The sequence below is a fragment of the Sphingomonas sp. LM7 genome, assembly GCF_002002925.1.
In the GTDB taxonomy this organism is placed as follows: Bacteria; Pseudomonadota; Alphaproteobacteria; order Sphingomonadales; family Sphingomonadaceae; genus Sphingomonas.
Genome location: NZ_CP019511.1, coordinates 1,021,400 through 1,044,727 on the forward strand (window position 1 = coordinate 1,021,400; position 23,328 = coordinate 1,044,727).

The 23,328-nt window shown below is 66.8% G+C and carries 25 protein-coding genes; 9 read left to right on the forward strand and 16 right to left on the reverse strand.

All coding sequences use genetic code 11. From position 1 onward, the window contains the following. Positions 1-35: 35 nt before the first annotated feature. The 10 genes from BXU08_RS04730 to purM all read right to left on the reverse strand — a co-directional run bounded on the left by BXU08_RS04730 (position 36) and on the right by purM (position 7,820). Positions 36-548 carry a GNAT family N-acetyltransferase gene (locus BXU08_RS04730; protein ID WP_077509033.1) on the reverse strand — a complete coding sequence of 171 codons (513 nt, stop codon included), beginning with the start codon at positions 546-548 and terminating at the stop codon, positions 36-38. Positions 549-592: 44 nt separating this feature from the next. Continuing rightward, a complete protein-coding gene (locus BXU08_RS04735) occupies positions 593-1,285 on the reverse strand; it encodes a lysozyme inhibitor LprI family protein (RefSeq protein WP_150125416.1) in 693 nt (230 codons plus the stop codon). A gap of 13 nt (positions 1,286-1,298) precedes the next feature. Further along, entirely contained in the window at positions 1,299-1,973 is a 675-nt protein-coding gene (gene pyrF / locus BXU08_RS04740; protein WP_077509035.1) for an orotidine-5'-phosphate decarboxylase, read from the reverse strand. After that, entirely contained in the window at positions 1,970-2,299 is a 330-nt protein-coding gene (locus tag BXU08_RS04745; RefSeq protein ID WP_077509036.1) for a lipopolysaccharide assembly protein LapA domain-containing protein, read from the reverse strand. Before BXU08_RS04745 ends, pyrF begins: the two co-directional genes overlap by 4 nt. A 208-nt stretch (positions 2,300-2,507) precedes the next feature. Continuing rightward, positions 2,508-4,796 carry a patatin-like protein gene (locus BXU08_RS04750; protein ID WP_077509037.1) on the reverse strand — a complete coding sequence of 763 codons (2,289 nt, stop codon included), beginning with the start codon at positions 4,794-4,796 and terminating at the stop codon, positions 2,508-2,510. Next, positions 4,796-5,491: an endonuclease/exonuclease/phosphatase family protein gene (locus BXU08_RS04755; RefSeq protein ID WP_077509038.1), complete on the reverse strand. Its 696-nt coding sequence runs from the start codon at positions 5,489-5,491 to the stop codon at positions 4,796-4,798. The genes BXU08_RS04750 and BXU08_RS04755 overlap by 1 nt, the downstream gene beginning before the upstream one ends. 42 nt (positions 5,492-5,533) lie before the next feature. Beyond that, a complete protein-coding gene (locus BXU08_RS04760; RefSeq protein WP_077509039.1) occupies positions 5,534-5,731 on the reverse strand; it encodes a hypothetical protein in 198 nt (65 codons plus the stop codon). Between the two features lie 79 nt (positions 5,732-5,810). After that, positions 5,811-6,179 carry an MmcQ/YjbR family DNA-binding protein gene (locus BXU08_RS04765; protein WP_077509040.1) on the reverse strand — a complete coding sequence of 123 codons (369 nt, stop codon included), beginning with the start codon at positions 6,177-6,179 and terminating at the stop codon, positions 5,811-5,813. Continuing rightward, on the reverse strand, positions 6,155-6,685 hold the full coding sequence (gene purN / locus BXU08_RS04770) for a phosphoribosylglycinamide formyltransferase (RefSeq protein ID WP_077509041.1): 531 nt from the start codon (positions 6,683-6,685) through the stop codon (positions 6,155-6,157). The genes BXU08_RS04765 and purN overlap by 25 nt, the downstream gene beginning before the upstream one ends. 40 nt (positions 6,686-6,725) lie before the next feature. Further along, complete coding sequence (gene purM / locus BXU08_RS04775; protein WP_077509042.1) at positions 6,726-7,820, reverse strand: phosphoribosylformylglycinamidine cyclo-ligase; 1,095 nt, start codon at positions 7,818-7,820, stop codon at positions 6,726-6,728. Between the two features lie 204 nt (positions 7,821-8,024). On the opposite strand from purM, the gene BXU08_RS04780 reads away from it, so the two are divergent. From BXU08_RS04780 to BXU08_RS04795, 4 genes are read left to right on the forward strand one after another with little or no spacing between them, the layout of a single operon-like run. Next, positions 8,025-9,311 carry a hypothetical protein gene (locus BXU08_RS04780; RefSeq protein ID WP_077509043.1) on the forward strand — a complete coding sequence of 429 codons (1,287 nt, stop codon included), beginning with the start codon at positions 8,025-8,027 and terminating at the stop codon, positions 9,309-9,311. After that, positions 9,308-9,916, forward strand: a complete 609-nt coding sequence (locus tag BXU08_RS04785) for a chromosomal replication initiator DnaA (protein WP_077509044.1) — start codon at positions 9,308-9,310, stop codon at positions 9,914-9,916. The genes BXU08_RS04780 and BXU08_RS04785 overlap by 4 nt, the downstream gene beginning before the upstream one ends. A 45-nt stretch (positions 9,917-9,961) precedes the next feature. Next, positions 9,962-12,103: an RNA degradosome polyphosphate kinase gene (locus BXU08_RS04790; protein WP_253190511.1), complete on the forward strand. Its 2,142-nt coding sequence runs from the start codon at positions 9,962-9,964 to the stop codon at positions 12,101-12,103. Positions 12,104-12,107: 4 nt separating this feature from the next. Then, positions 12,108-13,601 carry a Ppx/GppA family phosphatase gene (locus BXU08_RS04795; protein ID WP_077509046.1) on the forward strand — a complete coding sequence of 498 codons (1,494 nt, stop codon included), beginning with the start codon at positions 12,108-12,110 and terminating at the stop codon, positions 13,599-13,601. A 16-nt stretch (positions 13,602-13,617) separates the two neighbouring features. Here BXU08_RS04795 and BXU08_RS04800 read toward each other — a convergent pair whose 3' ends face one another. Continuing rightward, positions 13,618-13,905 carry an I78 family peptidase inhibitor gene (locus BXU08_RS04800; protein ID WP_077509047.1) on the reverse strand — a complete coding sequence of 96 codons (288 nt, stop codon included), beginning with the start codon at positions 13,903-13,905 and terminating at the stop codon, positions 13,618-13,620. Then, a complete protein-coding gene (gene rnd / locus BXU08_RS04805; RefSeq protein ID WP_077509048.1) occupies positions 13,902-15,074 on the reverse strand; it encodes a ribonuclease D in 1,173 nt (390 codons plus the stop codon). The genes BXU08_RS04800 and rnd overlap by 4 nt, the downstream gene beginning before the upstream one ends. A gap of 91 nt (positions 15,075-15,165) precedes the next feature. Between rnd and aspS the strand changes: the two genes are divergently transcribed. Genes aspS through BXU08_RS04820 form a run of 3 tightly spaced genes read left to right on the forward strand, consistent with a single transcriptional unit; the run spans position 15,166 to position 18,845 of the window. Next, a complete protein-coding gene (gene aspS / locus BXU08_RS04810; protein ID WP_077509049.1) occupies positions 15,166-17,004 on the forward strand; it encodes an aspartate--tRNA ligase in 1,839 nt (612 codons plus the stop codon). A gap of 14 nt (positions 17,005-17,018) precedes the next feature. Further along, complete coding sequence (locus BXU08_RS04815) at positions 17,019-18,035, forward strand: 2-hydroxyacid dehydrogenase (protein WP_077509050.1); 1,017 nt, start codon at positions 17,019-17,021, stop codon at positions 18,033-18,035. 36 nt (positions 18,036-18,071) lie between these two features. Continuing rightward, on the forward strand, positions 18,072-18,845 hold the full coding sequence (locus tag BXU08_RS04820) for a polyphosphate kinase 2 family protein (RefSeq protein ID WP_077509051.1): 774 nt from the start codon (positions 18,072-18,074) through the stop codon (positions 18,843-18,845). Between the two features lies 1 nt (position 18,846). Here BXU08_RS04820 and BXU08_RS04825 read toward each other — a convergent pair whose 3' ends face one another. Together BXU08_RS04825 and BXU08_RS04830 are read right to left on the reverse strand one after the other, a co-directional pair. Beyond that, a complete protein-coding gene (locus BXU08_RS04825) occupies positions 18,847-19,485 on the reverse strand; it encodes a hypothetical protein (protein ID WP_077509052.1) in 639 nt (212 codons plus the stop codon). After that, on the reverse strand, positions 19,482-20,111 hold the full coding sequence (locus BXU08_RS04830) for a carbonic anhydrase (RefSeq protein ID WP_077509053.1): 630 nt from the start codon (positions 20,109-20,111) through the stop codon (positions 19,482-19,484). The genes BXU08_RS04825 and BXU08_RS04830 overlap by 4 nt, the downstream gene beginning before the upstream one ends. Before the next feature lie 115 nt (positions 20,112-20,226). Here BXU08_RS04830 and lipA point away from each other — a divergent pair, with 115 nt between their 5' ends. Both lipA and BXU08_RS04840 read left to right on the forward strand, forming a co-directional pair. Continuing rightward, on the forward strand, positions 20,227-21,159 hold the full coding sequence (gene lipA, locus BXU08_RS04835) for a lipoyl synthase (RefSeq protein ID WP_077509054.1): 933 nt from the start codon (positions 20,227-20,229) through the stop codon (positions 21,157-21,159). Next, positions 21,159-21,656: a type II toxin-antitoxin system RatA family toxin gene (locus BXU08_RS04840; protein WP_077509055.1), complete on the forward strand. Its 498-nt coding sequence runs from the start codon at positions 21,159-21,161 to the stop codon at positions 21,654-21,656. Before lipA ends, BXU08_RS04840 begins: the two co-directional genes overlap by 1 nt. Here BXU08_RS04840 and BXU08_RS04845 read toward each other — a convergent pair. Next, positions 21,581-22,117: a CinA family protein gene (locus BXU08_RS04845; protein WP_077509056.1), complete on the reverse strand. Its 537-nt coding sequence runs from the start codon at positions 22,115-22,117 to the stop codon at positions 21,581-21,583. The genes BXU08_RS04840 and BXU08_RS04845 overlap by 76 nt on opposite strands. Before the next feature lie 37 nt (positions 22,118-22,154). Next, positions 22,155-23,297 (reverse strand): bifunctional 2-C-methyl-D-erythritol 4-phosphate cytidylyltransferase/2-C-methyl-D-erythritol 2,4-cyclodiphosphate synthase, encoded by a 1,143-nt coding sequence (locus BXU08_RS04850; protein ID WP_077509057.1) that lies wholly within the window; start codon positions 23,295-23,297, stop codon positions 22,155-22,157. Positions 23,298-23,328: the final 31 nt, after the last annotated feature.

The following is a 23,328-nucleotide window of genomic DNA, read 5'->3' on the forward strand; positions in this document are numbered from 1 at the left end:
CCTTAGGTGCAATCGCGCGCGCCGTCACCAGCGGATCAGGCGAGCCGCTTGACGAGCACGTCCATGAAGAAAGGCGGGTCGAGCGCGATCGGGAAGTCGCGCTTCTCGCCCGAGACCCGGTAGCCGCGGCGCGCATAATATTCGATCAGCTTGCGGCGAACGTCGATCACGGTCATCTCCATCGCAGTCGCGCCGAAATCGTCGCGGGCCGTTGCCTCGGCGGCGGCGACGAGCTGCTTGCCATAGCCGCCCGCCTGGAGCGTCGGATCGATGCAGAGCAGGCCGAGATAGCCCAGGCCTTCGCCCTTGTCGGTGACTTGCACGCAGCCGATCGTCGCGCCGTCCCTGAAGGCGACCAGCAGGCGCTGCGCCGGATCGTCGACGATCGCGGCGAGGGTGGCGATGTCGGTGCGCGCGCCTTCGATCAAATCGGCTTCGTGAGTCCAGCCGCCGCGCGCGGTCTCGCCGCGATAGGCGCGCTCGATCACCGGATGGAGCGCGGGGAGGTCTTCGTGCGTGGCGACGCGGATCGTGACGAGGTCGGGCATGGCGCGCTGTGTCCGACGCCGCGATGCCCTTGGCAAGAGCCGGGCTATTGGTTGCCCGCGGCCCAGTTGTTCGCGGGCAGGAACGCGTCGCTCAGCCCGTAACTGCCCGTGCAATGGCGCTTGCAGCCGACCGAGGCGATGGTGTCGATCCGGGTCACCGCACCGGTCTTGTCGCGGGCGAGGAGGAAATCGATCCTGCACGCGCCCGCGCTCCAGCTCGCCCGGCCAGGCGAGGCGAGGGTGGCCACCGCACCGGCTTCGCTGTCGTCCGCCGGAAATTTGCAGAGCTGCTCGCCTTCGCGATCCCGGAGCAGCGCGAAATCGAACTGATTGGCGTCGATATGGGTGATCTTCAGCGTGGCGACATCGGCGGTCTTGTAGCTCGCCTCCCAGGTCTCCTCCTGCACGGCGCGAAGCGTGTCGCGCTGGCGACGATACTCGGCCTCGACGGCGGCGGGATCGCACGTCTTCGCGCAGCGGGTGCGCAGGATCTGCTGCCAGTCGCGCTGCTGGCCGCGGAGGCTCGCCTTGTCGAACAGCTGCGCCAGCCGGGTCTTGTAGAGCGCGGCGACTTCGCCATCCAGCTTCGACAGGCCGGGGCTCTCGCAGATCGTCTTTTCCAAGGGATGACTGGCCCTGGCACAGTCGAAGCTGGCGGACTGGAGCGGCGTTGCGGCGTGGAGCCCGAACAAGGCGAGCAGACACGCGAACAGTCCGAACCCCGCAAACCGCACCACGCCTATTCTCCCGCTATAACGTCGCCTCTATCTCGCGTGCAGCCAGATCCGGGTCCTCGGCCTGGGTGATCGGACGTCCGACGACGAGGATCGAGGCGCCAGCATCGAGCGCGGCGCGCGGCGTCACCACGCGCTTCTGGTCGCCGACGCTGCCATTGGCCGGGCGCACGCCGGGGACGACGAAGAACCCGTCATGCCAGAGCTTCTTCGCGGCGGCGACTTCCTCGCCCGAGCAGACGATGCCGTCGACTCCGGCGGACTGCGCCAGTTCGGTGAGGCGGACGACCTGCTCGTGCGGATCCGGCTTGAGCCCGATCGACACGAGATCGCGGTCGTCGAGGCTGGTGAGCATCGTCACAGCGACCACCTTGGTGCCGGTCGGCGCAGCCGCCTTGGCGTCTTCGAGCATCGATCGCCCGCCCGAGGCATGTACGGTCAGGATCGCGGGCTCCAGCGGACGCAGCGACTGGATCGCCTTGGCGACGGTATTGGGGATATCGTGGAATTTGAGGTCGAGAAAGATCGGCAGCCCGATCTCGGCCATTTCACGCACGCCGTGGCGGCCATTGGCCATGAAGAATTCGAGCCCGAGCTTGATCCCGCCGACATGGTTGCGGACGCGCTGGGCAATCGCCTTGGCGCGCTCGATGTCCGGAGTGTCGAGCGCGACATAGATTGGCGAGCTCATGGCTGGCGGTCCGCCAGCAGCGGCAGGCCGGGTGCGGCAGGGGCATCGACGACGACCACCGGCTCGGGGGCGACGGCGCGCAGGTCGGCAAGCGCGCGCTCGAGGCCGGCAAGCCGCTGGCGCGAACGCCAGCGCAACGTCTGATAGGCGACCAGCGCCGGCAACAGCCCGAGCAGGAAGGTCAGGATGAGCAGCAGCGGCAGGCTGAAATCGGCGATCAGGCCGCCCCACAGCCGGATATCGACGCGCTCGTCGCCATTATAGATCACGAAGGCCGCGACGAGGCCGCCCAGCAACAGCCAGAACAGCACCTTCAGAAACCGCATGCCTTCCCTTTCCTTGTGGCGACTGGGCGACCTTAGGCTGGAGGGCGGGCAATGCCAACTCTCCCTCTCCCATCGGGAGAGGGAAGGGGCCCGCCGCCGAAGGCGGTGGGAAGGGTGAGGGTAGAGGCGAAGGCAAGTCGCTGCCCTCATCCTTCCCACCTGCTACGCGAGCGGGCCCCTGCCTTCTCCCGGTGGGAGAAGGCGATTTCTAGCCGATCTCGGCTCGCAGCTCGGCGAACAGCCCGGGGATCGCCTTCAGCCGCGGCTCCTCTTCGTCGAGGATCGCGTGGAACGCGCTGCGCTTGATCGCCTTCACGCGATCCTCGCCAAGCCGGTCCTCGAACGGCAGCGACGACAGCACGATGTCGATCAGCCGGTCGGCGCCATGGAGCCGGCCCCAAAGATAGTCGTTCTCGCGATAGGCGCGGCTGAAGAACGCGCCAAAGCTGTTGAACTGGATGCCCTTGAGCGTCGCATTGGCGCCGCCCGTTCGGATCGCGACGGCGTCGTCGGGCGAGATGCGGTCGACGCGGATCGGATCGAATTCGTCCATGCCCTCGCCCTGGAGCAGGGGCAGCGTGGCGATATCGAAAAAGGGGAAGCCGAGATGCGCGAGCAGCATCGGGCGGCGGAGATCCTTCGACAGCGCGCTGAACCCGTCGGACAGGCGCGCGTCGGTGGCGTGGTCGAGCGCCTTCAACTGCATGCGCTCGGCGAGCAGGTCGAGGATCGGGCCGGCATCGTCGGTCATGTCGCGCACGGCGCCGCGAAGATCGGCAAAGGTGTCCGAGCGCTTGAGCTCCAGATAGGCGGCAAGCGACTCGTAGATCGCCTCGCGCATCGGCAGCAGCTCGGCATGCGAGCTGGGCATGTCGATCTCGGTCAGCCGCCGGGCGAGCAGGCGCAGCCGGCGGATGCGGAAGCCGAGATCGTGGGCGCGCAGGAATTCGAGCGTCTGGGGGCTCGCGCCGTTGGACAGCGTCGCGCCGAAGCGATCGCCGCCACGCGCCTGCACGGCGTGCGCGACGGCCTCGCGGATCTCACGCAGCCGTTCGGGGGCATGGCGGTCGCCGATCGTATAGAGCAGCCGGGCAATGCGATCGATCGTGCCGTCGACCTTGAGCAGGCCATAAGCGGTGTGGCCATATCCGGCCTTGGCCGCTGCGGCGACCTGGGCGCGACGGCGCCAGCCGGACAGCCGTTTGGGAGTCGGATAGTCGAGCCACAGCGTATAGCCGAACAGCGCCTCGACCTGGGTTTCCACTTCGGCGCGGATTTCGGTGACGATCGCCAGCATCCGCTCGATCCGCTCGGAACGCGCCGAAATCGCCTCCAGATTGTCGCGGATCGGCTGTTCGCGCGGCAGTTCGGAAAGCGCGCCGATGATCGTCTGGAAGAAGCCCGGCTTCTCCTGCGGCGTGCCGTAGAAATCGAAACGCACGCCGGGCGCGGGATCGATGAAGACGAAGCGGCGGTCGATCTGGCGGCGGGCCGGACGTTCGCGCAGCGCGTCGATCGCGGGGCGGAAGGGGGCGTTGGCGAGCACCGAGCCGTCGATCAGGATCGCCTTCTCGGCGCGGTTGTCGGACCATTGCTGGGGCAGCACCGATTCGAGAAAGACGTCGCGCCCCGGCCATTCGGTGCCGCGCTCGGCGAGGAAGCTGTCGATCTCCTCGACCGTGGCGGGCGGGAAGGCGCCGGGAAAGCTCGACGTCGCCCGTGCCGCAAAGGCGAGCGCGGCGGGGTCGGCGAATGCATCGCCTTCGGCGCCGTGGTCGGTGAAGCGGAACACCAGCCGATGCTCGGTCTCGATCACATGCGCCGGCGAATTGAGCCGAAGCTCTTCGGGATGGCCGCGGAAGTCGGTGACGGTGACGTACAGATCGAGCGGCTGGCCGCTGGGCAGCAGGCGCCTGTAGCGCGGCCCCGCCGCCATCGCATCGAACGCGTCGAGCAGCATGCCGAGCAGCCGCTTGCCCCCGAACGGCGGCTCGAACCAGCGCGAGCGGACGAAATGCTCGAGCTTGAGCCGGACTTCGTCGCGAGCGGCCGGGTCGACGGTCTCGTCGATCGTCTTGCTGCGATTGGCGACGATCCAGGCGATCGGCGTCGCCCAGATCTTGGCGAAGCGATGCGACGGCGCATGGCGCGGTTCGAGCAGCGCCTCGACATCGGCCTGCTCGATCCACATGTCGGTGAGCGGATCGAGCGACTGGCCGGTGGCGATCGCCTGGGCGAGGAACACCGCGTTGATCCCGCCCGCGCTGGCGCCCGACAGGATGTCGACCAGCACGCGCAGGTTGATGCCCGAGGTTTCGCGGATCTCGTCGAGCAGCGTACGATAGACGCCGTTGCCCGCCTCGCCCTCGCGCGCGGCGCAACTCGCTCCGGCCAGCCGCCAGATCTCCTTGGTGATGCCGTGCATGTAGACGGCAAGACTGATCCCGCCATAGCAGACGAGCGCGAGCCGCAGTTCCTTGTCGCGGGTTTCGGTCATCAGGCGGGCTGGACTTCGGCCCAGACCGGCAGATGATCCGATGCGGTGCGCGAATTCAGGCTCTCATGCACCCCGGCCGCACCGATCGTCAGGTCGCGGCTTGCCATGATCCGGTCGAGCCGCGCCATGGGGCGGCGGGCATGGAAGCTCTTGCCGGTATCGGCGAAGTGGAAATGCTGGGCGAAGTCGCGCAGGCAGCCGCTCTGCGCGCTCCATTCGTTGAGGTCACCCATCAGCACCGTCGGATATTGCTGCGCGCTGGCATTGAGGTGGGCGATGATCGCATGCGCCTGCCGCCGCCGCCACAGACCCGACAGATCGAGGTGCATGCCGACGACGCGCAGCACCTGGCCGCGCACCCGGACATCGGCCATCACCGCGCCGCGCGGCTCGAGCGCCGGCAAGTGGATCGCCTCGCAATCGAGGATCTGGGCGTCCTTGCGCACGAGCAGCGCGTTGCCGTGCCAGCCCATCGAGCGCGCGCGCATCCCGAAGGTGATCGCCTTCCAGTCGCCATGTTCCGACAGCAGGTGGCTGGTCAGCACTGCCTCGCGCGTGCCGAAGCGGCGGTCGGCCTCCTGCAGCGCGATCACATCGGCATTGACCTCGCACAGCACCTGCAGCGTGCGCTCGGGGCGGCGCCGGCGATCGGTGCCGATCGACTTGCGCATATTGTAGCTGGCAACCTTGATCATCTGTGCCCCTTATCGCGGGGCTTGGGGGGGCTGGGCAAGGGCCTAGCTCTGCGGGTTATCGCTGCGCTGGGTCGAAGCCTCCTGCGCGGCGGCGATCAGGCTGCGGCCGGTGGCGTCGGCGGCTTCGGGAGTCATCGAGATGGCGACTCCGTCCGGACCGTCGAGCAGCACCAGGCCCTGCTCGGCGCTGGCGATGCCGGGTTCGGATTCGGGCTCGTGGGAGGTGGGCTCTTCGCTCATCTTTGCGCTCTCCCTTTCGCGCTTGTTGCGCGTGATGCGACCGTGCGGGAAAGAACTCGGCAGCGCGGTGCCCGTTCCGTCAGCGTCCGCCGGCTTCGAGCAGTCGGCGCGGCGCGGCCAGTTCCCAGCTCCGCGCGAGGCGATCGCCGACAAGCGCCCAGTCGGTATCCTCGCCGCCGATCGCCAGCCCGACCCATTCGGCGCGGAAATAGGCGACGCGCGAATAGGCGTCGGGTGCCGCCTCGATCAGCATCCGCGCTTCCTCGGCGTCGGCGGTCTTGACGGCGACGATGGTGCGGCCGTCGCCATGATGGTCGTGGCGGAACTGCGCGAACATCCTGTCCGCAACGAAGAAGGTCGGCTGGCCGTGGCTGACGCGCTCCTCGGCCTCGGGCAGGTCGAGCGCGAGGCTGCGGACCTGGTCTAGCGGGGCAGCTGCTGGATCCATTGCGCTACTACCCGCGGATAAAGGCGATGTTCCTCGCGCAGCACGCGCTCGGCCAGCGTTTCCGTAGTATCGCGCGCTTCGATCCGCACCTCGGCCTGGCCGAGAATCTCGCCGCCGTCGAGGTCCTCGGTGACGATATGGACCGAGCAGCCGGCCTCGCTGTCGCCCATCGCCAGCGCGCGGGCGTGGGTGTCGAGGCCCTTGTACTTCGGCAGCAGCGAGGGGTGGATATTGACGATCCGGCCCCGCCAGCGGGCGACGAAATCGTCCGAGAGCAGCCGCATATGGCCGGCGAGCGCGATCGCCTCGACTCCGGCGTCGCGCAGCGCGGCGTCGATCTTCGCTTCGTATTCCGGCTTGGGCATGCCCCTGGGCGATTGGGCGAAGGTGGCGATGCCATGCTCCTGCGCCCAGTGGAGGCCGGCGGCCTCGGGCTTGTCGCTGGCGACGAGGACGACTTCGTAGGGGCTATCCCCGGCGCGCGAGGCTTCGACCAGCGAAGCCATGTTCGAGCCGCGGCCGGAGATCAGGATGCCGAGCCTGCGCCTAGTCACTATGCGTCGCGGTCCAGTCGGCGCGTGCGCTCCACGTCTCGGCGGGGCCGAACACCGTGCAGCCGCGCTGGCCGTCCTCGACCACGCCGATGCGGAACACCGTTTCGCCGGCTTCGGTCAGCTCGGCGGCAATCGCATCGGCATCCCGCGCTGCCACCGCCGCGACCATGCCGATCCCGCAATTGAAGGTCCGCGCCATTTCCTCGGGCTCGATATTCCCCTGTGCCTGGAGGAACGCCATCAGCCGCGGCAGCGGCCAGGCGCTCGCATCGATGCGGGCGTGGCAATTCTCGGGAAGCACGCGCGGCACATTTTCGAGCAGCCCGCCGCCGGTGATATGCGCGAGGCCATGGATCGCGCCCTTGCGCAGCTGGGGCAACAGGCTGGCGACATAGATGCGCGTAGGCGCCATCAGTGCGTCGAGCAGGATCACGTCCTGGTCGAACACCGCCGGGCGATCGAGCTTCCAGCCCTTGTCCGCAGCGAGTCGGCGGACCAGCGAGAAGCCGTTCGAGTGGATGCCGGTCGAGGCGAGCCCGAGCAGCACGTCGCCCGGGCGGATCGCGCTGCCGTCCAGCAGTTGCTCGCGCTCGACTGCGCCGACGCAGAAGCCGGCCAGGTCGTAATCGCCCTCGGCATACATGCCCGGCATCTCGGCGGTCTCGCCGCCGATCAGCGCGCAGCCGGCCTGGCGGCAGCCCTCGGCGATCGAAGCGATGACGCGCTCGGCGGTCTCGGGAACCAGCTTCCCGCTGGCATAATAATCGAGGAAGAACAAAGGCTCGGCGCCCTGGACGACGAGATCGTTGGCGCACATCGCGACCAGATCCACGCCGACGCCGTCATGCGCGTCATGCTCGATCGCGAGCTTCAACTTGGTGCCGACGCCGTCGTTCGCCGCGACCAGCAGCGGATCGCTGAACCCGGCCGCCTTGAGGTCGAACACCCCGCCAAACCCGCCCAGCGCGGCGTCGGCGCCGGGGCGGCGGGTGGATTTGGCCAGCGGGCCGATGGCGCGCACCAGCGCATTGCCGGCCGCGATCGAGACACCCGCCTGGGCGTAGGTGTAACCTTTGGGTTCGCTCATGCGGCAAGCGCTTAGCGCCGACTTCTTCTTTCGTCACCCCGGCCGTGTGCCGGGGTCCCCCCGTCCGCGCACGAAAAGCAGGAAGTTCCAGGTGCTGGGCAAGCCGCACGGTGGACCCCGGCACAAGGCTGGGGTGACGCTGAAGAATATCCGACGAGGATACTTCTTGGATTTCCACGCCCGCTTCGCCAAAAGGGCGGCCGCATGCAGTTGTCCCGCATTTCGCTCACCATCGGTCTTGCCGGCGCGCTCGCACTTGCGGGGGCGGGCGTGGTGTTGGCCCAGGGAGACGGCGGCGGCGCCAGTGCCGTGCCGATCGATGCCTCGGGCAGCTTCGAAGTCTCCGGCGTCCAGGTCGATATCAAGGGCAAGGATGCCGACACCGCGCGCCAGGGCGGCTGGCGACTCGCCCAGCGCAAGGGCTGGGAGATGCTCTCCGAGCGGCTCACCGGCAAGAAATCGACGCTCAGCGATTCGGCGCTCGACGCCCTGGTCACCAGCATCGTCGTCGAACGCGAGCAGATCGGCCCGACGCGTTACATCGCCCGATTGGGCGTGCTGTTCGATCGCGGCAAGGCCGGTTCGATCCTCGGCGTATCCACTGCGGTGACGCGCTCGTCGCCGATGCTGCTCGTCCCGCTCGAATTCTCGGGCGGCGCGGGCCGCGTGTTCGAGCGCGAGACCGCCTGGTCGCGCGCGTGGAACCGCTTCCGCAGCGGCGGCAGCACGATCGACTATGTCCGGCTGCGCGCCACCGGCCCCGACGCGATGCTGGTCAACGCCGGCCAGACGCTGCGGCGCGGGCGCAATTGGTGGCGCACAGTGCTCGACCAATATGGCGCCTCCGACGTTCTCGTCGCCGAAGTGCAGTTGCGCCGCGAATATCCCGGCGGACCGATCATCGGCATGTTCGCGGCGAGCCATGGCCCCGATCGCCGGCCGATCACCAGCTTCGCGTTGCGCGTCGACAATGGCGATTCGCTCGATGCGCTGCTCGACGCGGGAATCCAGCGGCTCGACCAGGCCTATCAAAAGGCGCTCGCCTCGGGCCTGCTCCACACCGATCCGCTGCTCGCAACCCGGCCGCCGCGCGTGAAGACGCCGGAAGAACTCGCCGCGGAAGCCGAAGCAGCCGCCGCGGCCGAGGCCGCAGCGCTGGAACCGTCCCCGAGCGCCACCAGCGCGACGACCGCAAGCTTCACCGTGCAGATCGAGACGCCGAGCGCCGCCGTGCTCACTGCCTCCGAATCGGCGGTGCGCAGCGTGCCCGGCGTGCGATCGGCAGTCACTTCCAGCTTGGCGCTGGGCGGGATCTCGGTGATGCGGGTGTCCTATGACGGCCCGATCGGCAGCCTGCGTGCGGCGCTCGAAGGGCGCGGCTGGCAGGTGCAGGAAGGCCCCGGCGTGCTCGTCATTCGCCGCGCCGGCGGGTCGAGGCCGCCCGCCGCCGCGCCGTCGCCCCAGCCCACGAGCACCCCGGCCGGCAAATGAGCCAGCTGCGCCTGCCGCTCGGACTGCCCGAAGCGCGCGAGACGGAATTCCTTGTCGGCGATTCGAACGCGCGGGCAGTTCACCAGCTCGAACATTGGGCGACCTGGCCGGTGATGTCGGCGCTGCTGGTCGGCCCGCGCAAATCGGGCCGCAGCCTGCTCGCCCGCGTGTTCGCGGCCAAGAGCGGCGGACGGATCTTCGACGATGCCGATCGCGCGAAGGAAGCCGATGTCTTCCACGCCTGGAACCAGGCGCAGCAGGAACGCCGGCCGCTGCTGATCGTCGCCGAGGCCGCGCCGCCGGCCTGGGACGTAAAGCTGCCCGATCTGCGCTCGCGGCTCGCAGCCTCGCCCCTGCTCGAAATCGGCGCGCCCGACGACGTGCTGATGCCTCAGCTCATCGAACGCGCCTTTGAGCGGCATCTGCTCCATGCCAAGCCCGAAGTCATCGCATGGCTTTCGAAGCGGATCGAGCGCAGCCATGTGGCGATCCTGCGCGTTGCGGATGTGCTGGAGATGGAGGCGGTGGACAATCGCCTATCGATCCCGGCGATGCGTGCCGTGCTCGCGGCAAATGGTCTCATAACCGAAACGGACGAACCCTAGGGAATGACCAAGGCAGCACGAAAGCAGGCCGCAGGGGGCGTTCCGATGACCGATCAACCGGCCGAGACCGGCAAGCGTTACTTCAATCGCGAGCTGAGCTGGCTCGCGTTCAATCGCCGCGTGATGGAAGAGGCGTGCAATCCGGCACACCCCCTGCTTGAGCGGCTGCGCTTCCTGTCGATCTCGGGTTCGAACTTCGACGAGTTCTTCATGGTGCGCGTCGCCGGCCTGATGGGGCAGCAGCTCCAGCGAGTCGAGGCGCGCTCGGCCGACGGGTTGACGCCCAGCCAGCAGCTCGTCGCGATTTCCGACGAGGCCGAAATCCTTGCCGACAGCCAGCAAAGCGTATGGCACGACATTCGCGCCAAGCTTGCCGAAGTCGACATCCATGTCCTCGAAGCCGATGCGATCGAGGACGAGACCGCGGCCTGGCTGGAAAATCATTTTCGCGAGCAGATCTTCCCGATCCTGACGCCGCAGGCGCTCGACCCCGCACACCCGTTTCCATTCATCCCCAATCAGGGATCGAGCGCGATCTTCGATCTCGTCCGGCGATCGGACCGCGAGCCGATCCGCGAGCTGGTGCTGCTGCCGACGACGATGCCGCGCTTCGTGCGGCTACCGGGCGAACCGGCGCGCTATGTCGCAGTCGAGACGGTGCTCAAGCGCTTCTCGCACCTGCTCTTCCCCGGCTACGACGTGCTCGGATCGGCGGCGTTCCGGGTGCTGCGCGACAGCGATCTCGAAATCGAAGAAGAGGCCGAAGACCTCGTCATGACCTTCCGCTCGGCGATCAAGCGCCGGCGGCGGGGCAGGGTGATCCGTCTCGAAATGGAAGACGGCATAGCGCCGGAGCTCGAAGCGGTGCTCAAGGAGGAGCTGGGCGGCAGCGAAGCTCTACTTACCGAAACCGGCGGCTTCCTCGGCATCGGCGATCTCTCCGCCTTGGTCGATGAGGATCGGCCCGACTTGAAGTTCACGCCCTTCGTTGCGCGCTTTCCCGAGCGGATCCGCGAATATGGGGGCGATTGCTTCGCGGCGATCCGCGCCAAGGATATCGTCGTCCACCATCCCTATGAGAGCTTCGACGTGGTGCTCTCGTTCCTTGGTCAGGCCGCCAGCGATCCCGACGTGGTCGCGATCAAGCAGACCCTCTACCGCGCCGGCAAGCAGCCCGCAGTGATCAATGCGCTGATCGCCGCGGCGGAGGCAGGCAAGTCGGTCACTGCGGTGGTCGAGCTCAAGGCGCGGTTCGACGAGGAGCAGAACCTCTATTGGGCGACCGCGCTGGAGCGCGCCGGCGTCCAGGTCGTCTATGGCTTCATCGACTGGAAGACCCACGCCAAGGTGTCGATGGTGGTGCGGCGCGAGGGCGGGCAGTTCCGCACCTATTGCCACTTCGGCACGGGCAATTATCACCCGATCACCGCGCGCATCTATACCGATCTCAGCTTCTTCACTGCCGATCCGCGGCTTGGGCGCGATGCGGCGCAGCTGTTCAACTACGTCACCGGCTATGTCGAGCCCGAGTCGCTCAACCTGCTCAACATCAGCCCGCGCGATCTGCGCAATCAGCTGGTGGCGCTGATCGACGCGGAGATCGTCCATGCCCGCGCCGGAAGGCCGGGGGCGATCTGGGCGAAGATGAATTCGGTCGTCGATCCCGCAGTGATCGAGAAACTGTACGAGGCGAGCGGGGCAGGCGTGGAGATCGACTTGATCATCCGCGGCATCTGCTGCCTGCGCCCCGGCGTGCCCGGTCTGTCCGAGAATATCCGGGTCAAGTCGATCGTCGGGCGCTTCCTCGAGCACAGTCGGATCTGGGCGTTCGGCAACGGCGAGGGGCTTCCCAGCGATGCCGCCAAGGTGTTCATCTCCTCGGCAGACTGGATGCCGCGCAACTTCGACCGCCGAGTCGAATTCATGCTGCCGATCCTCAACAAGACGGTACACGATCAGGTGGTCGATCAGGTGATGGTCGCGAACCTGCTCGATGACGAGCAGAGCTGGCAGCTCCAGCCCGACGGCCGCTATGCACGTGTCGAAAAGGGCAGCGAGCCGTTCAACCTCCATCATTATTTCATGACCAACCCCTCGCTTTCGGGACGCGGCGCCGCGCTCGAAAAGCGCAAGCCGGTGCCCAAGCTGTCGCTCAAGCGGCGGCGGGCGCCGAAAAAGGAAACCTGAATATATGGCCACGCTTCTCCGCAAGCCGGAGCAACGCGCTGCGCCTGCCAAGGCCCGCAATGCGATCATCGATATCGGGTCGAACTCGGTTCGCCTCGTCGTCTACGAAGGCGCGGCGCGGCTCCCCGCGGTGCTGTTCAACGAGAAGGTGATGGCTGGGCTCGGCCGGGCGCTGAGCGAGACCGGGGCGATCGACAAGGGCGGGCTCAAGCGGGCGCGCGCGGCGCTGTCGCGCTTCGCCGCGCTGGCGCGCGAAATGCAGGTCAGCGAGCTTCGCACGGTCGCGACTGCCGCGGTGCGCGATGCTTCGAACGGCGGTGAGCTCATCCACGCCGCCGAAAAGCTCGGGCTGGAAGTCGAGCTGCTCTCGGGCGTCGAAGAGGCGATGGCATCTGGGATGGGCGTGCTTTCGGGCATCCCCGAGGCCGATGGCGTGGTCGGCGATCTCGGTGGCGGCAGCCTCGAGCTGGTGCGCGTGGTTGCGGGGACGGTCACCGATCGCGTGTCGTTTCCGCTTGGCGTCCTCCGCCTCGGTGCGATCCGCGCGGAGGGCAAGGACGCGCTCGACCGGCGCGTGGCCAAGCTGATCGCCGATTCGGGCTGGGCCGGGCGCGGCAAGGGCTTGCCTTTCTATCTGGTCGGCGGCTCGTGGCGCGCGCTGGCGCGGCTCGACATGCACCAGACCGACTATCCGTTGCCGGTGGTGCACCAATATCCGATCGCGCTGGAACGAGTCGGCGTGCTGCAGCAGATCCTCACCGAAATCCCTAAGGCCGAGCTCAAGGCGATCCCCGACATTTCGGGCGCGCGCATTCCGACATTGCCCGACGCGACGGCGCTGCTGGCCAGCGTGCTCAAGCATCTCGGCAGCAGCGGCAGCATGGTCTCGGCCTATGGGTTGCGCGAAGGGCTGCTCTATCAGCGCCTCACGCCGGAGCAGCGCCGCGAGGACCCGCTGATCGCCGCGGCGCGCGACGAGGGCGAGCGCTCGGGCCGTTTTCCGGAGCACGGCGACGTCATCGATGCCTGGATCGCGCCTTTGTTCGACGATGCGCCCGATCGGGCGCGGATCCGCCATGCCGCGTGCCTGCTCGCCGATGTCGGTTGGCGCGCGAATCCCGAATTTCGCGCCGAACGCGGCATGGAGATCGCGTTGCACGGCAATTGGGTCGCAATCGACGCCATCGGGCGCGCAGTCCTCGCCCAGTCACTCTACACATCCCTAGGCGGCGGCCTCGGCACCCCCGCGCAGCTGGAGCAGCTCGCCGACCAGGCTTCTTTGGAGCGCGCGCGGCTCTGGGGTCTCGCGATCCGGCTCGGCCAGCGGCTGAGCGGTGGTGTCGCGGCACCGCTCAGGCGGTCGCACGTCGCGCTGGAGGACGGAACGCTGGCGCTGTCGCTCGAACCGACGGACGAGGCCCTGTATGGCGAAGCAGTCGAGAAGCGTCACAAGGCGCTGGCGGCCGCATTCGGGCGCGAGCCCGTGCTCGAAGTCTAGCCCGAGGGCGGCTGGGTCAGCCGCAGCCGGCCCGCGTGATCTTGCCGCTGGCGTCGGTGTACAGATTGAGCCGGTCTACCCGGAAATCCATGGTCGCTACCGAATCGGGCGCAAGCCAGCGCACGCTCTTCGCGCCGGACAGGCGCAGTGCTTCTGCCTCGACTGCGGCGCTGCGCGTCTTGCCGACCAACGTGTCCAGCTTCGCCGCGTTGCACTCGACGCCCGGCGCGTCGGTGGCAGGCGGCAGGGTCTGCATGCAGCCCATCGTCGTGAAGGCGAGGGCGGGAAGGACGAGGCGGATCATGAGGGCTCCTCGGTTCGTGTCATCTTGAGCTTTCCGTTGCGGACGGTGAACCCAAGCTGACCCTCGACCAGTTCCAGCGCGTCGCGGCCGAACTGCTCGAAGCGCCAGCCTTCGAGGATCGACAGGTCGGTGCGTACGCCCGCGGCGAGCGCCTCGAGATCGTCCGAGCGCGCAAGCAAGCGCGCGGCGACGTTGATTTCCTTGGCACGGATCTTGAGCAGCAGCTTGAGCAGGTCTGCGACGAGCGCGCCGTCCTTGCCCAATGCGGGCTTGCGGTCGTCGCGCGCAGGCAGTTCATCGCCCGACATCGGCTTGGCGCCGTCGAGCGCCGCCATCAGCCGTCCGCCGATGTCATTGCCGCCCCATGCCGGCGAGAGGCCGCGGACCTTGGCGAGATCGCCCTGCTTGCGCGGCGGCGTGCCGGCGAGGTCGGCGAGCGTTTCGTCCTTGATGATGCGGCCGCGCGGCAGATCCTTGCCCTGCGCCTCGATCTCGCGCCAGCGGGCCAGCGCCTTGAGGCGGCCGAGCACTTCGGGCTTGCGGCTGGAGACGCGGACGCGCTGCCATGCCTGGTCGGGGTCGTTGCGGTAATTTTCAGGGTCGGCGAGCCGCTCCATCTCCTGGTCGAGCCAGGCGCCGCGACCGGTCTTCTTGAGCTTCTCCAGCATCCGCGGGAAAATTTCGGAGAGGTACGTGACGTCGCAGATGGCGTAATCGATCTGGCGCTTGTCGAGCGGGCGGCGGCTCCAGTCGGTGAAACGGGCGCCCTTGTCGACGGTGATGCCGAGATAGGTGTCGACGAGGTTCGAATAGCCGATCTGCTCGCCCTGGCCGAGCGCCATCGCCGCGACCTGGGTGTCGAACAGCGGGTGCGGGGTCTTGCCGGTGAGATTGTAGACGATCTCGATGTCCTGACCGCCGGCGTGGAAGACCTTGAGTACGTCTTCGTTGTTGGTCATCAGCTCGAGCAAAGGCGTCATGTCGATTCCGCCCATCGGATCGACCGCGGCGGCTTCCTCGTCATCGGCGATCTGGATGAGGCAGAGCTCGGGCCAATAGCTGTTTTCCCGCATGAACTCTGTGTCCACGCAGATATACGGCTTGTTGGCGAAACGGGCACAGAGATTGGCGAGGGCGGTGCTGTCCTCGATAAGACCATGGATATGCATCGGGGGCCCTTATACTGGTCTTCGGGTTGACAAAAGGGTGCGTGAGGGGAAAGCGCACGCCACTGTTTCCCTTCACGTAAAAGTTGAAACCATGCACGCCTATCGATCGCACACTTGCGCCCAGCTCCGCGCCGCCAACGTCGGCGAGGAAGTCCGCCTCTCGGGCTGGGTGCATCGCACACGCGAGCACGCCAATGTGCTGTTCGTCGATCTGCGCGATCATTACGGGGTCACCCAGATCGTCGTCGAGACGACGTCCGATCTCTATCCCATCGTCGATGGCTGCGGCGCCGAGTCGGTGCTGACATTTACCGGCAAGGTCGCGGCGCGCTCGCCCGAGACGCTCAATCCCAAGCTCGCAACCGGCGAGATCGAAATCTATCCGAGCGACGTCAAGGTCCAGTCGGCGGCCGAGCGCCTGCCGCTGCCGGTGTTCGGCGATGCCGAGTACCCGGAGGAAATCCGCCTCAAGAACCGCTTCCTCGATCTGCGCCGCGAGCGGCTCCACAAGAACATCGTGCTGCGCTCCAACGTGATCTCGTCGCTGCGCCAGCGCATGATCTCGCACGGCTTCACCGAGTTCCAGACGCCGATCCTGACTGCGTCGTCGCCCGAGGGCGCACGCGACTATCTGGTCCCCAGCCGCGTCCATCCGGGCAAGTTCTACGCGCTTCCGCAGGCGCCGCAGATGTTCAAGCAGCTGCTGATGGTCGCCGGCTTCGACCGGTATTTCCAGATCGCGCCGTGCTTCCGCGACGAGGATGCCCGCGCCGACCGTAGCCCGGGCGAATTCTACCAGCTCGATTTCGAAATGAGCTTCGTCACGCAGGACGATGTGTTCGCAGCGATCGAGCCCGTCCTGCACGGCGTGTTCGAGGAATTTGCCGATTTCGACGGCAAGGGCCGCAGCGTATCGCCGCTGCCGTTCAAGCGCATCCCGTACCGCGAATCGATGCTGAAATACGGCAGCGACAAGCCCGACCTGCGCAATCCCTTGCTCGTCCATGACGTCGGCGATTTCTTCAAGGGCTCGGGCTTCGGCCGTTTCGCCTCGATGGTCGAGGAGGGCAATGTCGTCCGCGCCATTGCTGCGCCGAACACGCACGAGAAGAGCCGCAAGTTCTTCGACGAGATGAACAGCTGGGCACAGTCCGAAGGCTTCCCCGGCCTGGGCTATGCGACCCAGAAGGACGGTGTGTTCGGCGGCCCGATCGCCAACAACCACGGCCAGGACGGCATGAAGGCGATCGCCGACGCTATGGGCCTCGGTCCGAACGACGGCATCTTCTTCGCGGCCGGCGCCGAGGGCAAGGCGGCCAAGCTCGCCGGTCTCGCCCGCACGCGCGTCGGCGAGCAACTGGAGCTGATCGACAAGAGCCGGTTCGAATTCTGCTGGATCGTCGACTTCCCGATGTTCGAGGCCGACGAAGACACCGGCAAGATCGACTTCAGCCACAACCCGTTCAGCATGCCGCAGGGCGAGCTGGAAGCGCTGGAGACGATGGACCCGCTCGATATCCTCGCCTTCCAGTACGACATTGTCTGCAACGGCGTCGAGCTGAGCTCGGGCGCGATCCGGAACCACAAGCCCGAGATCATGTACAAGGCATTCGAGATCGCCGGCTATACCCAGGCCGATGTCGACACCAATTTCGCCGGCATGATCAACGCCTTCAAGTTCGGCGCGCCGCCGCACGGCGGCTCGGCCCCGGGTGTGGATCGCATCGTGATGCTGCTCGCCGACGAGCCCAACATCCGCGAAGTCATCGTCTTTCCGATGACGCAGAAGGCCGAGGACCTGATGATGCAGGCGCCGAGCTTCGTCAGCGAAAAGCAGCTCAAGGAGCTCAACATCCGCCTCGCGCCGCAAGTGGCTGCGGACCTCAGCAAGAAGAGCATCGACGGCGCCGTCGATCCGGCTGCGGGCTGAGGAAGGAGCCGGTCATGCGCGTCGCGGTGTTCAACACCAAAGCCTATGACCGGCGCTTCCTTACTGCGGCGAACCAGGCGTTCGGGCACGAGCTTCGCTTCCTCGAACCCCGGCTGGACACAATCACGGCGCCGCTCGCTTCAGATTGCGAAGCGGTGTGCGTGTTCGTCAACGACACCATCGATGCCGGCGTGCTCGAAGCCTTGGCAGCCGGCGGGACGAAGCTGATCGCGCTGCGCTGCGCCGGGTTCAACAATGTCGATCTCGCCGCCGCCGACCGGCTCGGCCTCGCGGTGGTGCGCGTGCCGGCCTATTCGCCGCATGCCGTCGCGGAATTCACGATCGGGCTGCTGCTGGCGGTCGACCGGAAGATCCCCAAAGCATGGGCACGGGTGCGCGAGAATAATTTCGCGCTGGACGGGCTGATCGGGCGCAACTTGCATGGCCGCACCGCCGGGGTTGTGGGCACCGGCAAGATCGGCGCACTGGTGGCGCGGGCACTCAAGCTCGGCTTTGGCTGCGATGTACTGGCGAGCGACATTGTCGAGGATCCCGAACTCGTCGCCATCGGGGTCCGCTATGTCGATCGGGCAACGCTGCTCGCGCAGGCCGAGATCGTCACGCTGCATTGCCCGCTGACACCCGAGACTCGCCACCTGATCGATGCCCCAGCGATCGCGGCCGCCCGCGACGGGCTCGTCATCGTCAACACCAGCCGCGGCGCGCTGATCGACACCGCGGCGCTGATCGGAGGTCTCAAAACCAGGAAGATCGGCGCGGTTGCGCTCGACGTCTATGAGCAGGAGGCGGACCTGTTCTTCGAGGATCTGTCGAGCGAGATCGTCTCGGACGATCTGTTCCAGCGTCTGCTCACCTTCCCCAACGTGCTCGTCACCGGTCACCAGGCCTTTTTGACCGAAGAAGCGCTGGAGGCGATTGCGCAGACCACGCTGGCGAGCATTGCCGACGCCGAAGCGGGCCATCCGCTCGCCAACCAAGTCGATACCAGGCTTATTGCGGGATCGCGCTGACTGCCCGTACGTTCGTGGGCTACCCAAGGAGGCGGGATGGCGATCGATCTCAGCGACTATGAATCCGGCGGGCCCTTTGACGGGCACTACAAGAAGGCGCTGAAGAAGCTCCAGAAGCGACTCAGTCACATCCATTATGCGCATATCGTGCACAAGCGCCGCGCGATCATCGTGTTCGAGGGCTGGGATGCGGCGGGGAAGGGCGGGATCATCCAGCGGCTCACCGCCAAATGGGACCCGCGCTATTTCGAGGTGTGGCCGATCTCGGCGCCGACCGTAGAGGAACTGGCGCATCATTTCCTCTGGCGCTTCTGGCGGCGGTTGCCTGCCCAGCATAACATCGCGGTCTTCGACCGCAGTTGGTACGGCCGCGTCCTCGTCGAGCGAGTCGAGGGCTTTGCTAAGGAAGCCGAATGGCAGCGCGGCTATGACGAGATCAACGATTTCGAGGCGCAGCAAGTCGAGACCGGCGCGACTCTGGTCAAGGTCTTCGTCCATGTGACGCAGGCGACGCAGGACCAGCGGCTGCGCGACCGGCTCGCACATCCATGGAAGCGCTGGAAGACCGGCCTCGACGATTACCGCAACCGGGCCAGGCGCGCGGACTATCTCAAGGCAATGGCGGAGATGTTCGAGCGCACCGACACCAGCCATGCGCGCTGGATCGTGGTGGACGGCAACGACAAGAAGGCGGCGCGCATCGCCGCGCTGACTGCGATCGCCGATGCACTGGAGGCAAAGGTGCCGATGGAGCCGCCCGAGATCGATCCGGAGGTGGAGAAGGCGGCGAAGAAGGCGCTGGGGATTTAACTTACTCGGGCAATCGATCCCGCGTTTCCAGCATGTCCGCCGCGATCGCCGGTGCGGCGTTGTCGTCGCTCAACGCGAGCAGCCGCTTCGCTTCGGCTTCCAGCGCTGCCGGCCGCTCTTTCGCCGGCAGCGCGCCGATCCGGGCATAGCTGTCGGCCGCACGAACCCACGTGCCTTGCAGTCCTTCGACGTCCTCGACCGAGCGGGCGAAGGGCGAGCCTTCCTGGTGCAATTGCTTGCCGGTGCGCTTGAACACGGCGACGACAAGCGCGCCGACCGCATATTGCTGGCGGACGCAGGCGCCCATGAATGCGCTAGGATGCGCGATATGGAGCGGGGTGGGAAAGCGTGGTGCGGGCTGGCCTGCGACCGAGGTGTAGCCGGCGACGGAGAGCGGCCCGGCCGGAAGTGTGCCCTTGATCGCTCGAATCGGCTCCAGCCGTATCTGCGCTTTGCCCCAGTCACCATCTTTGAGAGCTTCGAGCGCCGGTCCCGATACGACGCGAGCTAGCACGACCAGATCCGCCTTCTCGACCAGCTCGTAGTTGCTGGGGACACGGTATCCCGGAACTACCGAACAGGCAGTGGCCGGCGTCGCGCCGAGTGCACCCGCCGCGAGCAGGATCGACCAGCGCTTCATGCCGGTGCGAAAGCTCCGTCGTCGTCCATCACATGCAGAACGCCGTCGCGGATCGCGAAATAGGCGCCGTGGATCCTGAGCTTGCCAGCAGCTTCACGCTCCGGGATGCAGGGGAAGGTGCGCAGATTGGCGATCGAGACGCGGACGGTTTCGAGTTCGAGTGCGTGGATTGCCTCGGCGCCGGTGCCATGTTCGGCGATGATCCGCTCGCGCGCTTCGTCGAGCATGTCGACCCAGTGCCCGATGAAGCCGCCACGGCCTGCGGGCGCACCCTTGAAGCGCTGGGTCAGCGCGGCGTGGACGCCGCCGCACGCGCCATGGCCGAGCACGACGATCTCGGGCACTTCGAGCTGAGTCACTGCGAATTCCAGCGCGGCGGAGACGCCGTGGCGGCCGCTGTCATTCTCGAACGGGGGAACGAGGTTGGCGACGTTGCGCACCACGAAGACCTCGCCGGGCGAGGTATCGAACACCTGGGCGGGATCGACCCGGCTGTCCGAGCAGGCGATCACCATCACCTTGGGGCTCTGGCCTTCGGACAATTCGTCCCAGCGCTCGCGCTGCTCGCTATAGCCGTTGTGGCGGAAGCGGTGGTAGCCGGTGAGGAGGGCGTTGAAGTCGGTCATGGCGCCTACATAGTCAAACCAGCGGCGTTGCGAAGCCGGTACGCCATCGAAAACTGCAACCCGAGATGCAACTGCGGTTGTTGTGCCTGCACGCGCGGATCGCTATCTGGCCCTCATGAACGAGATGTCCCCGCTGCCGCGCCCGGAACGTGTGCGGAAACCCGACTGGATCCGCGTCAAGGCGCCGACTTCGGAGGGGTTTGCCGCGACCCGCGCGCTGATGCGCTCGAAGAGCCTGACCACGGTGTGCGAGGAAGCCGCCTGCCCGAACATCGGCGAGTGCTGGTCGAAGAAGCACGCAACGGTGATGATCCTGGGCGACACCTGCACGCGCGCGTGCGCCTTCTGCAACGTCAAGACTGGCATGCCGCGCGCAGTCGATCCGATGGAGCCGCAGAATGTCGCCGATGCCGCGGCGCAGATGGGGCTCCAGCATATCGTGATCACGTCGGTCGATCGCGACGACCTGCCCGATGGCGGCGCGAAGCAGTTCGTCAAGGTGATCGAGGCGATCCGCAAGTCGAACCCGACGACGACGATCGAGATCCTCACCCCCGATTTCCGGAACAAGCACGAAGCGGCAGTCGAGATGATCGTCGCGGCGCGGCCCGACGTCTACAATCATAATCTCGAGACGGTGCCCCGGCTCTATCCGACGATCCGCCCGGGCGCGCGCTACTACGCGTCGCTGCGGCTGCTGGAGACGGTGAAGAAGCTCGATCCGTCGATCTTCACCAAGTCGGGGATCATGCTCGGGCTGGGCGAGGAGCGGCTCGAAGTCCATCAGGTGATGGACGACATGCGCAGCGCCGACATCGATTTCCTGACGATGGGCCAGTATCTCCAGCCGACGCCGCGCCACACCAAGGTGATCGAGTTCGTCACGCCTCAGGCGTTCGGCTCGTATGGGGCGATCGCCCGGGCCAAGGGCTTCCTGCTGGTCGCCTCGTCGCCGTTGACGCGGTCGAGCTATCACGCCGGGGATGATTTCGCCAAGATGCGCGACGCGCGTGCGGCCAAGCTGGCGAAGGCCGCCACAGCCGTCTGATGCCCAAGCATAGCGAGACGCGCGCGCTGCCCTACACGCCGGAGCAGATGTTCGACCTGGTCGCCGATGTCGGCCGCTATGGCGAGTTCCTGCCCTGGGTCTCGGCGGTGCGCGTGCGTTCGAACAGCGATACGCAGATGGTCGCGGACCTGATCGTCGGGTTCAAGGGACTGCGCGAGAGCTTCACGTCGCGCGTCGAGAAGCAGCGGCCCGGGCATCTCCGAGTCGATTATCTCGAAGGGCCGCTCAAGCACCTGCATAACGACTGGAAGTTCAGCAGCGACGGCAAGGGCGGCTGCCTGGTCGATTTCTGCGTCGATTTCGCATTCAAGAACCGCGTGTTCGAGATGCTGGCGGGGCAGGTGTTCGACCGGGCGCTTCGCAAGATGATCAACGCCTTCGAGGAACGCGCTGCCCGGCTTTACGGCGACTCGGCAGGTTCTTCCGAAGCGGGTTCGTCCGGCATCAGCAGTTCGAGCGCGCACAGCGCCGCCTGAAGCCGGACGCCGGCGCGGCCATTATCCTCGAAATGCCGAGCGTCGGCGACGATGTGCTGCGGATCCGCGCCGCGCTCGGCCTGGGCGAACACCACGGTGCCCACCGGCTTCTTCTCGCTGCCGCCATCGGGGCCGGCGATCCCGGTGATCGCGACGGCGACATCGGCGTTGCTGCGCTTGAGCGCGCCCTGCGCCATGCTCCACGCGACGGCGATCGATACCGAGCCAAAGGTCTCCAGCACGTCGCTGCTGACCTTGAGGACCTCCATCTTGGCTTCGTTCGAATAGGCGACGAAGCCGGCCTCGAACACGTCGGACGAGCCGGGGATTTCGGTCAGCGCGGCGCTGACGAGGCCGCCGGTGCAGCTTTCCGCCACGGCGATCTTGCGGCCCGCGGCGCGATTGGCCTCGAGCACTTTTCGCGCAGCCTCGACGAGTTTGGTCGGGAGAATCGTGTCCATGAAAGGCCCTGTGCCACCGAGATGTTTCGATAGCGAGTCAGGCGTTGTCCGCAGGGAGCCGGACGGTCGCGATTGCTTGAGCGGCCATGCCTTCGCCACGTCCGGTGAAGCCCAGCCGCTCGGTGGTGGTGGCTTTGACGCTGATGCGCGAGACGGGCAGGCCGAGAATTTCGGCGATATTGGCGCGGATTCTGTCTCGATGCGGACCGATCTTGGGCGCTTCGCAGATGATCGTCAGGTCGATGAAGTTGATGATCCCACCATCGCCGGCAAGAAGTGCGGCGGCATGTTCAAGGAAGCGCGCCGAGCGCTGGCCGCGCCATTGTGGATCGCTCGGCGGGAAATGCATGCCGATATCGCCCGCGCCGATTGTGCCGAGCAGCGCATCGGTGATCGCGTGGAGCGCGACATCGGCATCGCTATGCCCGGACAGGCCCCTTGAATGCGGGACCAGCACGCCGCCCAGCCACAATTCCTCGCCCTCGGCGAAGCGGTGGACGTCGAAACCCTGGGCCGTGCGAACCTGCATCGCGGCCGCATACCGTGCTTCGGCGGCGGCGAAGTCGGCAGGGTGGGTGATCTTTTCCAGCGCAATGTCTCCGGGAACGAGGGCCACATCGCGGCCGAGCGCACGCACCATCTGGGCATCGTCCGTCGCCTCGCGATCGGTGGGCCAGGCCTGGTGTGCTTCGCGGATTGTGGTCATGTGAAATGCCTGCGGGGTCTGGACGCGGACGAGGTCGTCACGAGGCACGGTCTCTCCCAGCACCTCGCCGCCACGTGCGAGGGTGTCGGCGACCGGGAGGGCGGGGAGGGCACCTTCCAGTGTCTCCAGCGCCGTCAGCAGCGCGTCGATTACCGCGTGCGACAGAAAGGGGCGGGCGGCATCGTGGATCAGCACCTGATCGGCGTCGATCGCGTCGAGGCCGTTCCGCACGGACTCGCGCCGGGTCGCGCCGCCGATGACGAACGGGACATCGCCCAGCCCCTCGCGCAGCGCCCCTTCCTGGCCTTCGCCGATTACTACGATCACCTGATCAATCGCCAGATGCGACGACAGCGCTGCGAAGCTGTGCGCGAGCATCGGCTTGCCGGCGACGCGCGCGAACTGCTTGGGCACAATGCTCCCTGCACGCGTGCCTTGGCCGGCGGCTACGATCAGCGCTGCGGTCTTTCCCATGTGCTGGCGGGTAGCGGGGAAGCCCCGCCTT

Excerpts from the sequence above, each read along its gene's own strand:
- BXU08_RS04730 (WP_077509033.1), bottom strand. The coding sequence starts at position 548 with ATGCCCGACCTCGTCACGATCCGCGTCGCCACGCACGAAGACCTCCCC.
- pyrF (WP_077509035.1), bottom strand. The coding sequence starts at position 1,973 with ATGAGCTCGCCAATCTATGTCGCGCTCGACACTCCGGACATCGAGCGC.
- BXU08_RS04745 (WP_077509036.1), bottom strand. The coding sequence starts at position 2,299 with ATGCGGTTTCTGAAGGTGCTGTTCTGGCTGTTGCTGGGCGGCCTCGTC.
- BXU08_RS04750 (WP_077509037.1), bottom strand. The coding sequence starts at position 4,796 with ATGACCGAAACCCGCGACAAGGAACTGCGGCTCGCGCTCGTCTGCTAT.
- BXU08_RS04755 (WP_077509038.1), bottom strand. The coding sequence starts at position 5,491 with ATGATCAAGGTTGCCAGCTACAATATGCGCAAGTCGATCGGCACCGAT.
- BXU08_RS04760 (WP_077509039.1), bottom strand. The coding sequence starts at position 5,731 with ATGAGCGAAGAGCCCACCTCCCACGAGCCCGAATCCGAACCCGGCATC.
- BXU08_RS04765 (WP_077509040.1), bottom strand. The coding sequence starts at position 6,179 with ATGGATCCAGCAGCTGCCCCGCTAGACCAGGTCCGCAGCCTCGCGCTC.
- purN (WP_077509041.1), bottom strand. The coding sequence starts at position 6,685 with ATGGCTTCGCTGGTCGAAGCCTCGCGCGCCGGGGATAGCCCCTACGAA.
- purM (WP_077509042.1), bottom strand. The coding sequence starts at position 7,820 with ATGAGCGAACCCAAAGGTTACACCTACGCCCAGGCGGGTGTCTCGATC.
- BXU08_RS04780 (WP_077509043.1), top strand. The coding sequence starts at position 8,025 with ATGCAGTTGTCCCGCATTTCGCTCACCATCGGTCTTGCCGGCGCGCTC.
- BXU08_RS04785 (WP_077509044.1), top strand. The coding sequence starts at position 9,308 with ATGAGCCAGCTGCGCCTGCCGCTCGGACTGCCCGAAGCGCGCGAGACG.
- BXU08_RS04790 (WP_253190511.1), top strand. The coding sequence starts at position 9,962 with ATGACCGATCAACCGGCCGAGACCGGCAAGCGTTACTTCAATCGCGAG.
- BXU08_RS04795 (WP_077509046.1), top strand. The coding sequence starts at position 12,108 with ATGGCCACGCTTCTCCGCAAGCCGGAGCAACGCGCTGCGCCTGCCAAG.
- BXU08_RS04800 (WP_077509047.1), bottom strand. The coding sequence starts at position 13,905 with ATGATCCGCCTCGTCCTTCCCGCCCTCGCCTTCACGACGATGGGCTGC.
- rnd (WP_077509048.1), bottom strand. The coding sequence starts at position 15,074 with ATGCATATCCATGGTCTTATCGAGGACAGCACCGCCCTCGCCAATCTC.
- aspS (WP_077509049.1), top strand. The coding sequence starts at position 15,166 with ATGCACGCCTATCGATCGCACACTTGCGCCCAGCTCCGCGCCGCCAAC.
- BXU08_RS04815 (WP_077509050.1), top strand. The coding sequence starts at position 17,019 with ATGCGCGTCGCGGTGTTCAACACCAAAGCCTATGACCGGCGCTTCCTT.
- BXU08_RS04820 (WP_077509051.1), top strand. The coding sequence starts at position 18,072 with ATGGCGATCGATCTCAGCGACTATGAATCCGGCGGGCCCTTTGACGGG.
- BXU08_RS04825 (WP_077509052.1), bottom strand. The coding sequence starts at position 19,485 with ATGAAGCGCTGGTCGATCCTGCTCGCGGCGGGTGCACTCGGCGCGACG.
- BXU08_RS04830 (WP_077509053.1), bottom strand. The coding sequence starts at position 20,111 with ATGACCGACTTCAACGCCCTCCTCACCGGCTACCACCGCTTCCGCCAC.
- lipA (WP_077509054.1), top strand. The coding sequence starts at position 20,227 with ATGAACGAGATGTCCCCGCTGCCGCGCCCGGAACGTGTGCGGAAACCC.
- BXU08_RS04840 (WP_077509055.1), top strand. The coding sequence starts at position 21,159 with ATGCCCAAGCATAGCGAGACGCGCGCGCTGCCCTACACGCCGGAGCAG.
- BXU08_RS04845 (WP_077509056.1), bottom strand. The coding sequence starts at position 22,117 with ATGGACACGATTCTCCCGACCAAACTCGTCGAGGCTGCGCGAAAAGTG.
- BXU08_RS04850 (WP_077509057.1), bottom strand. The coding sequence starts at position 23,297 with ATGGGAAAGACCGCAGCGCTGATCGTAGCCGCCGGCCAAGGCACGCGT.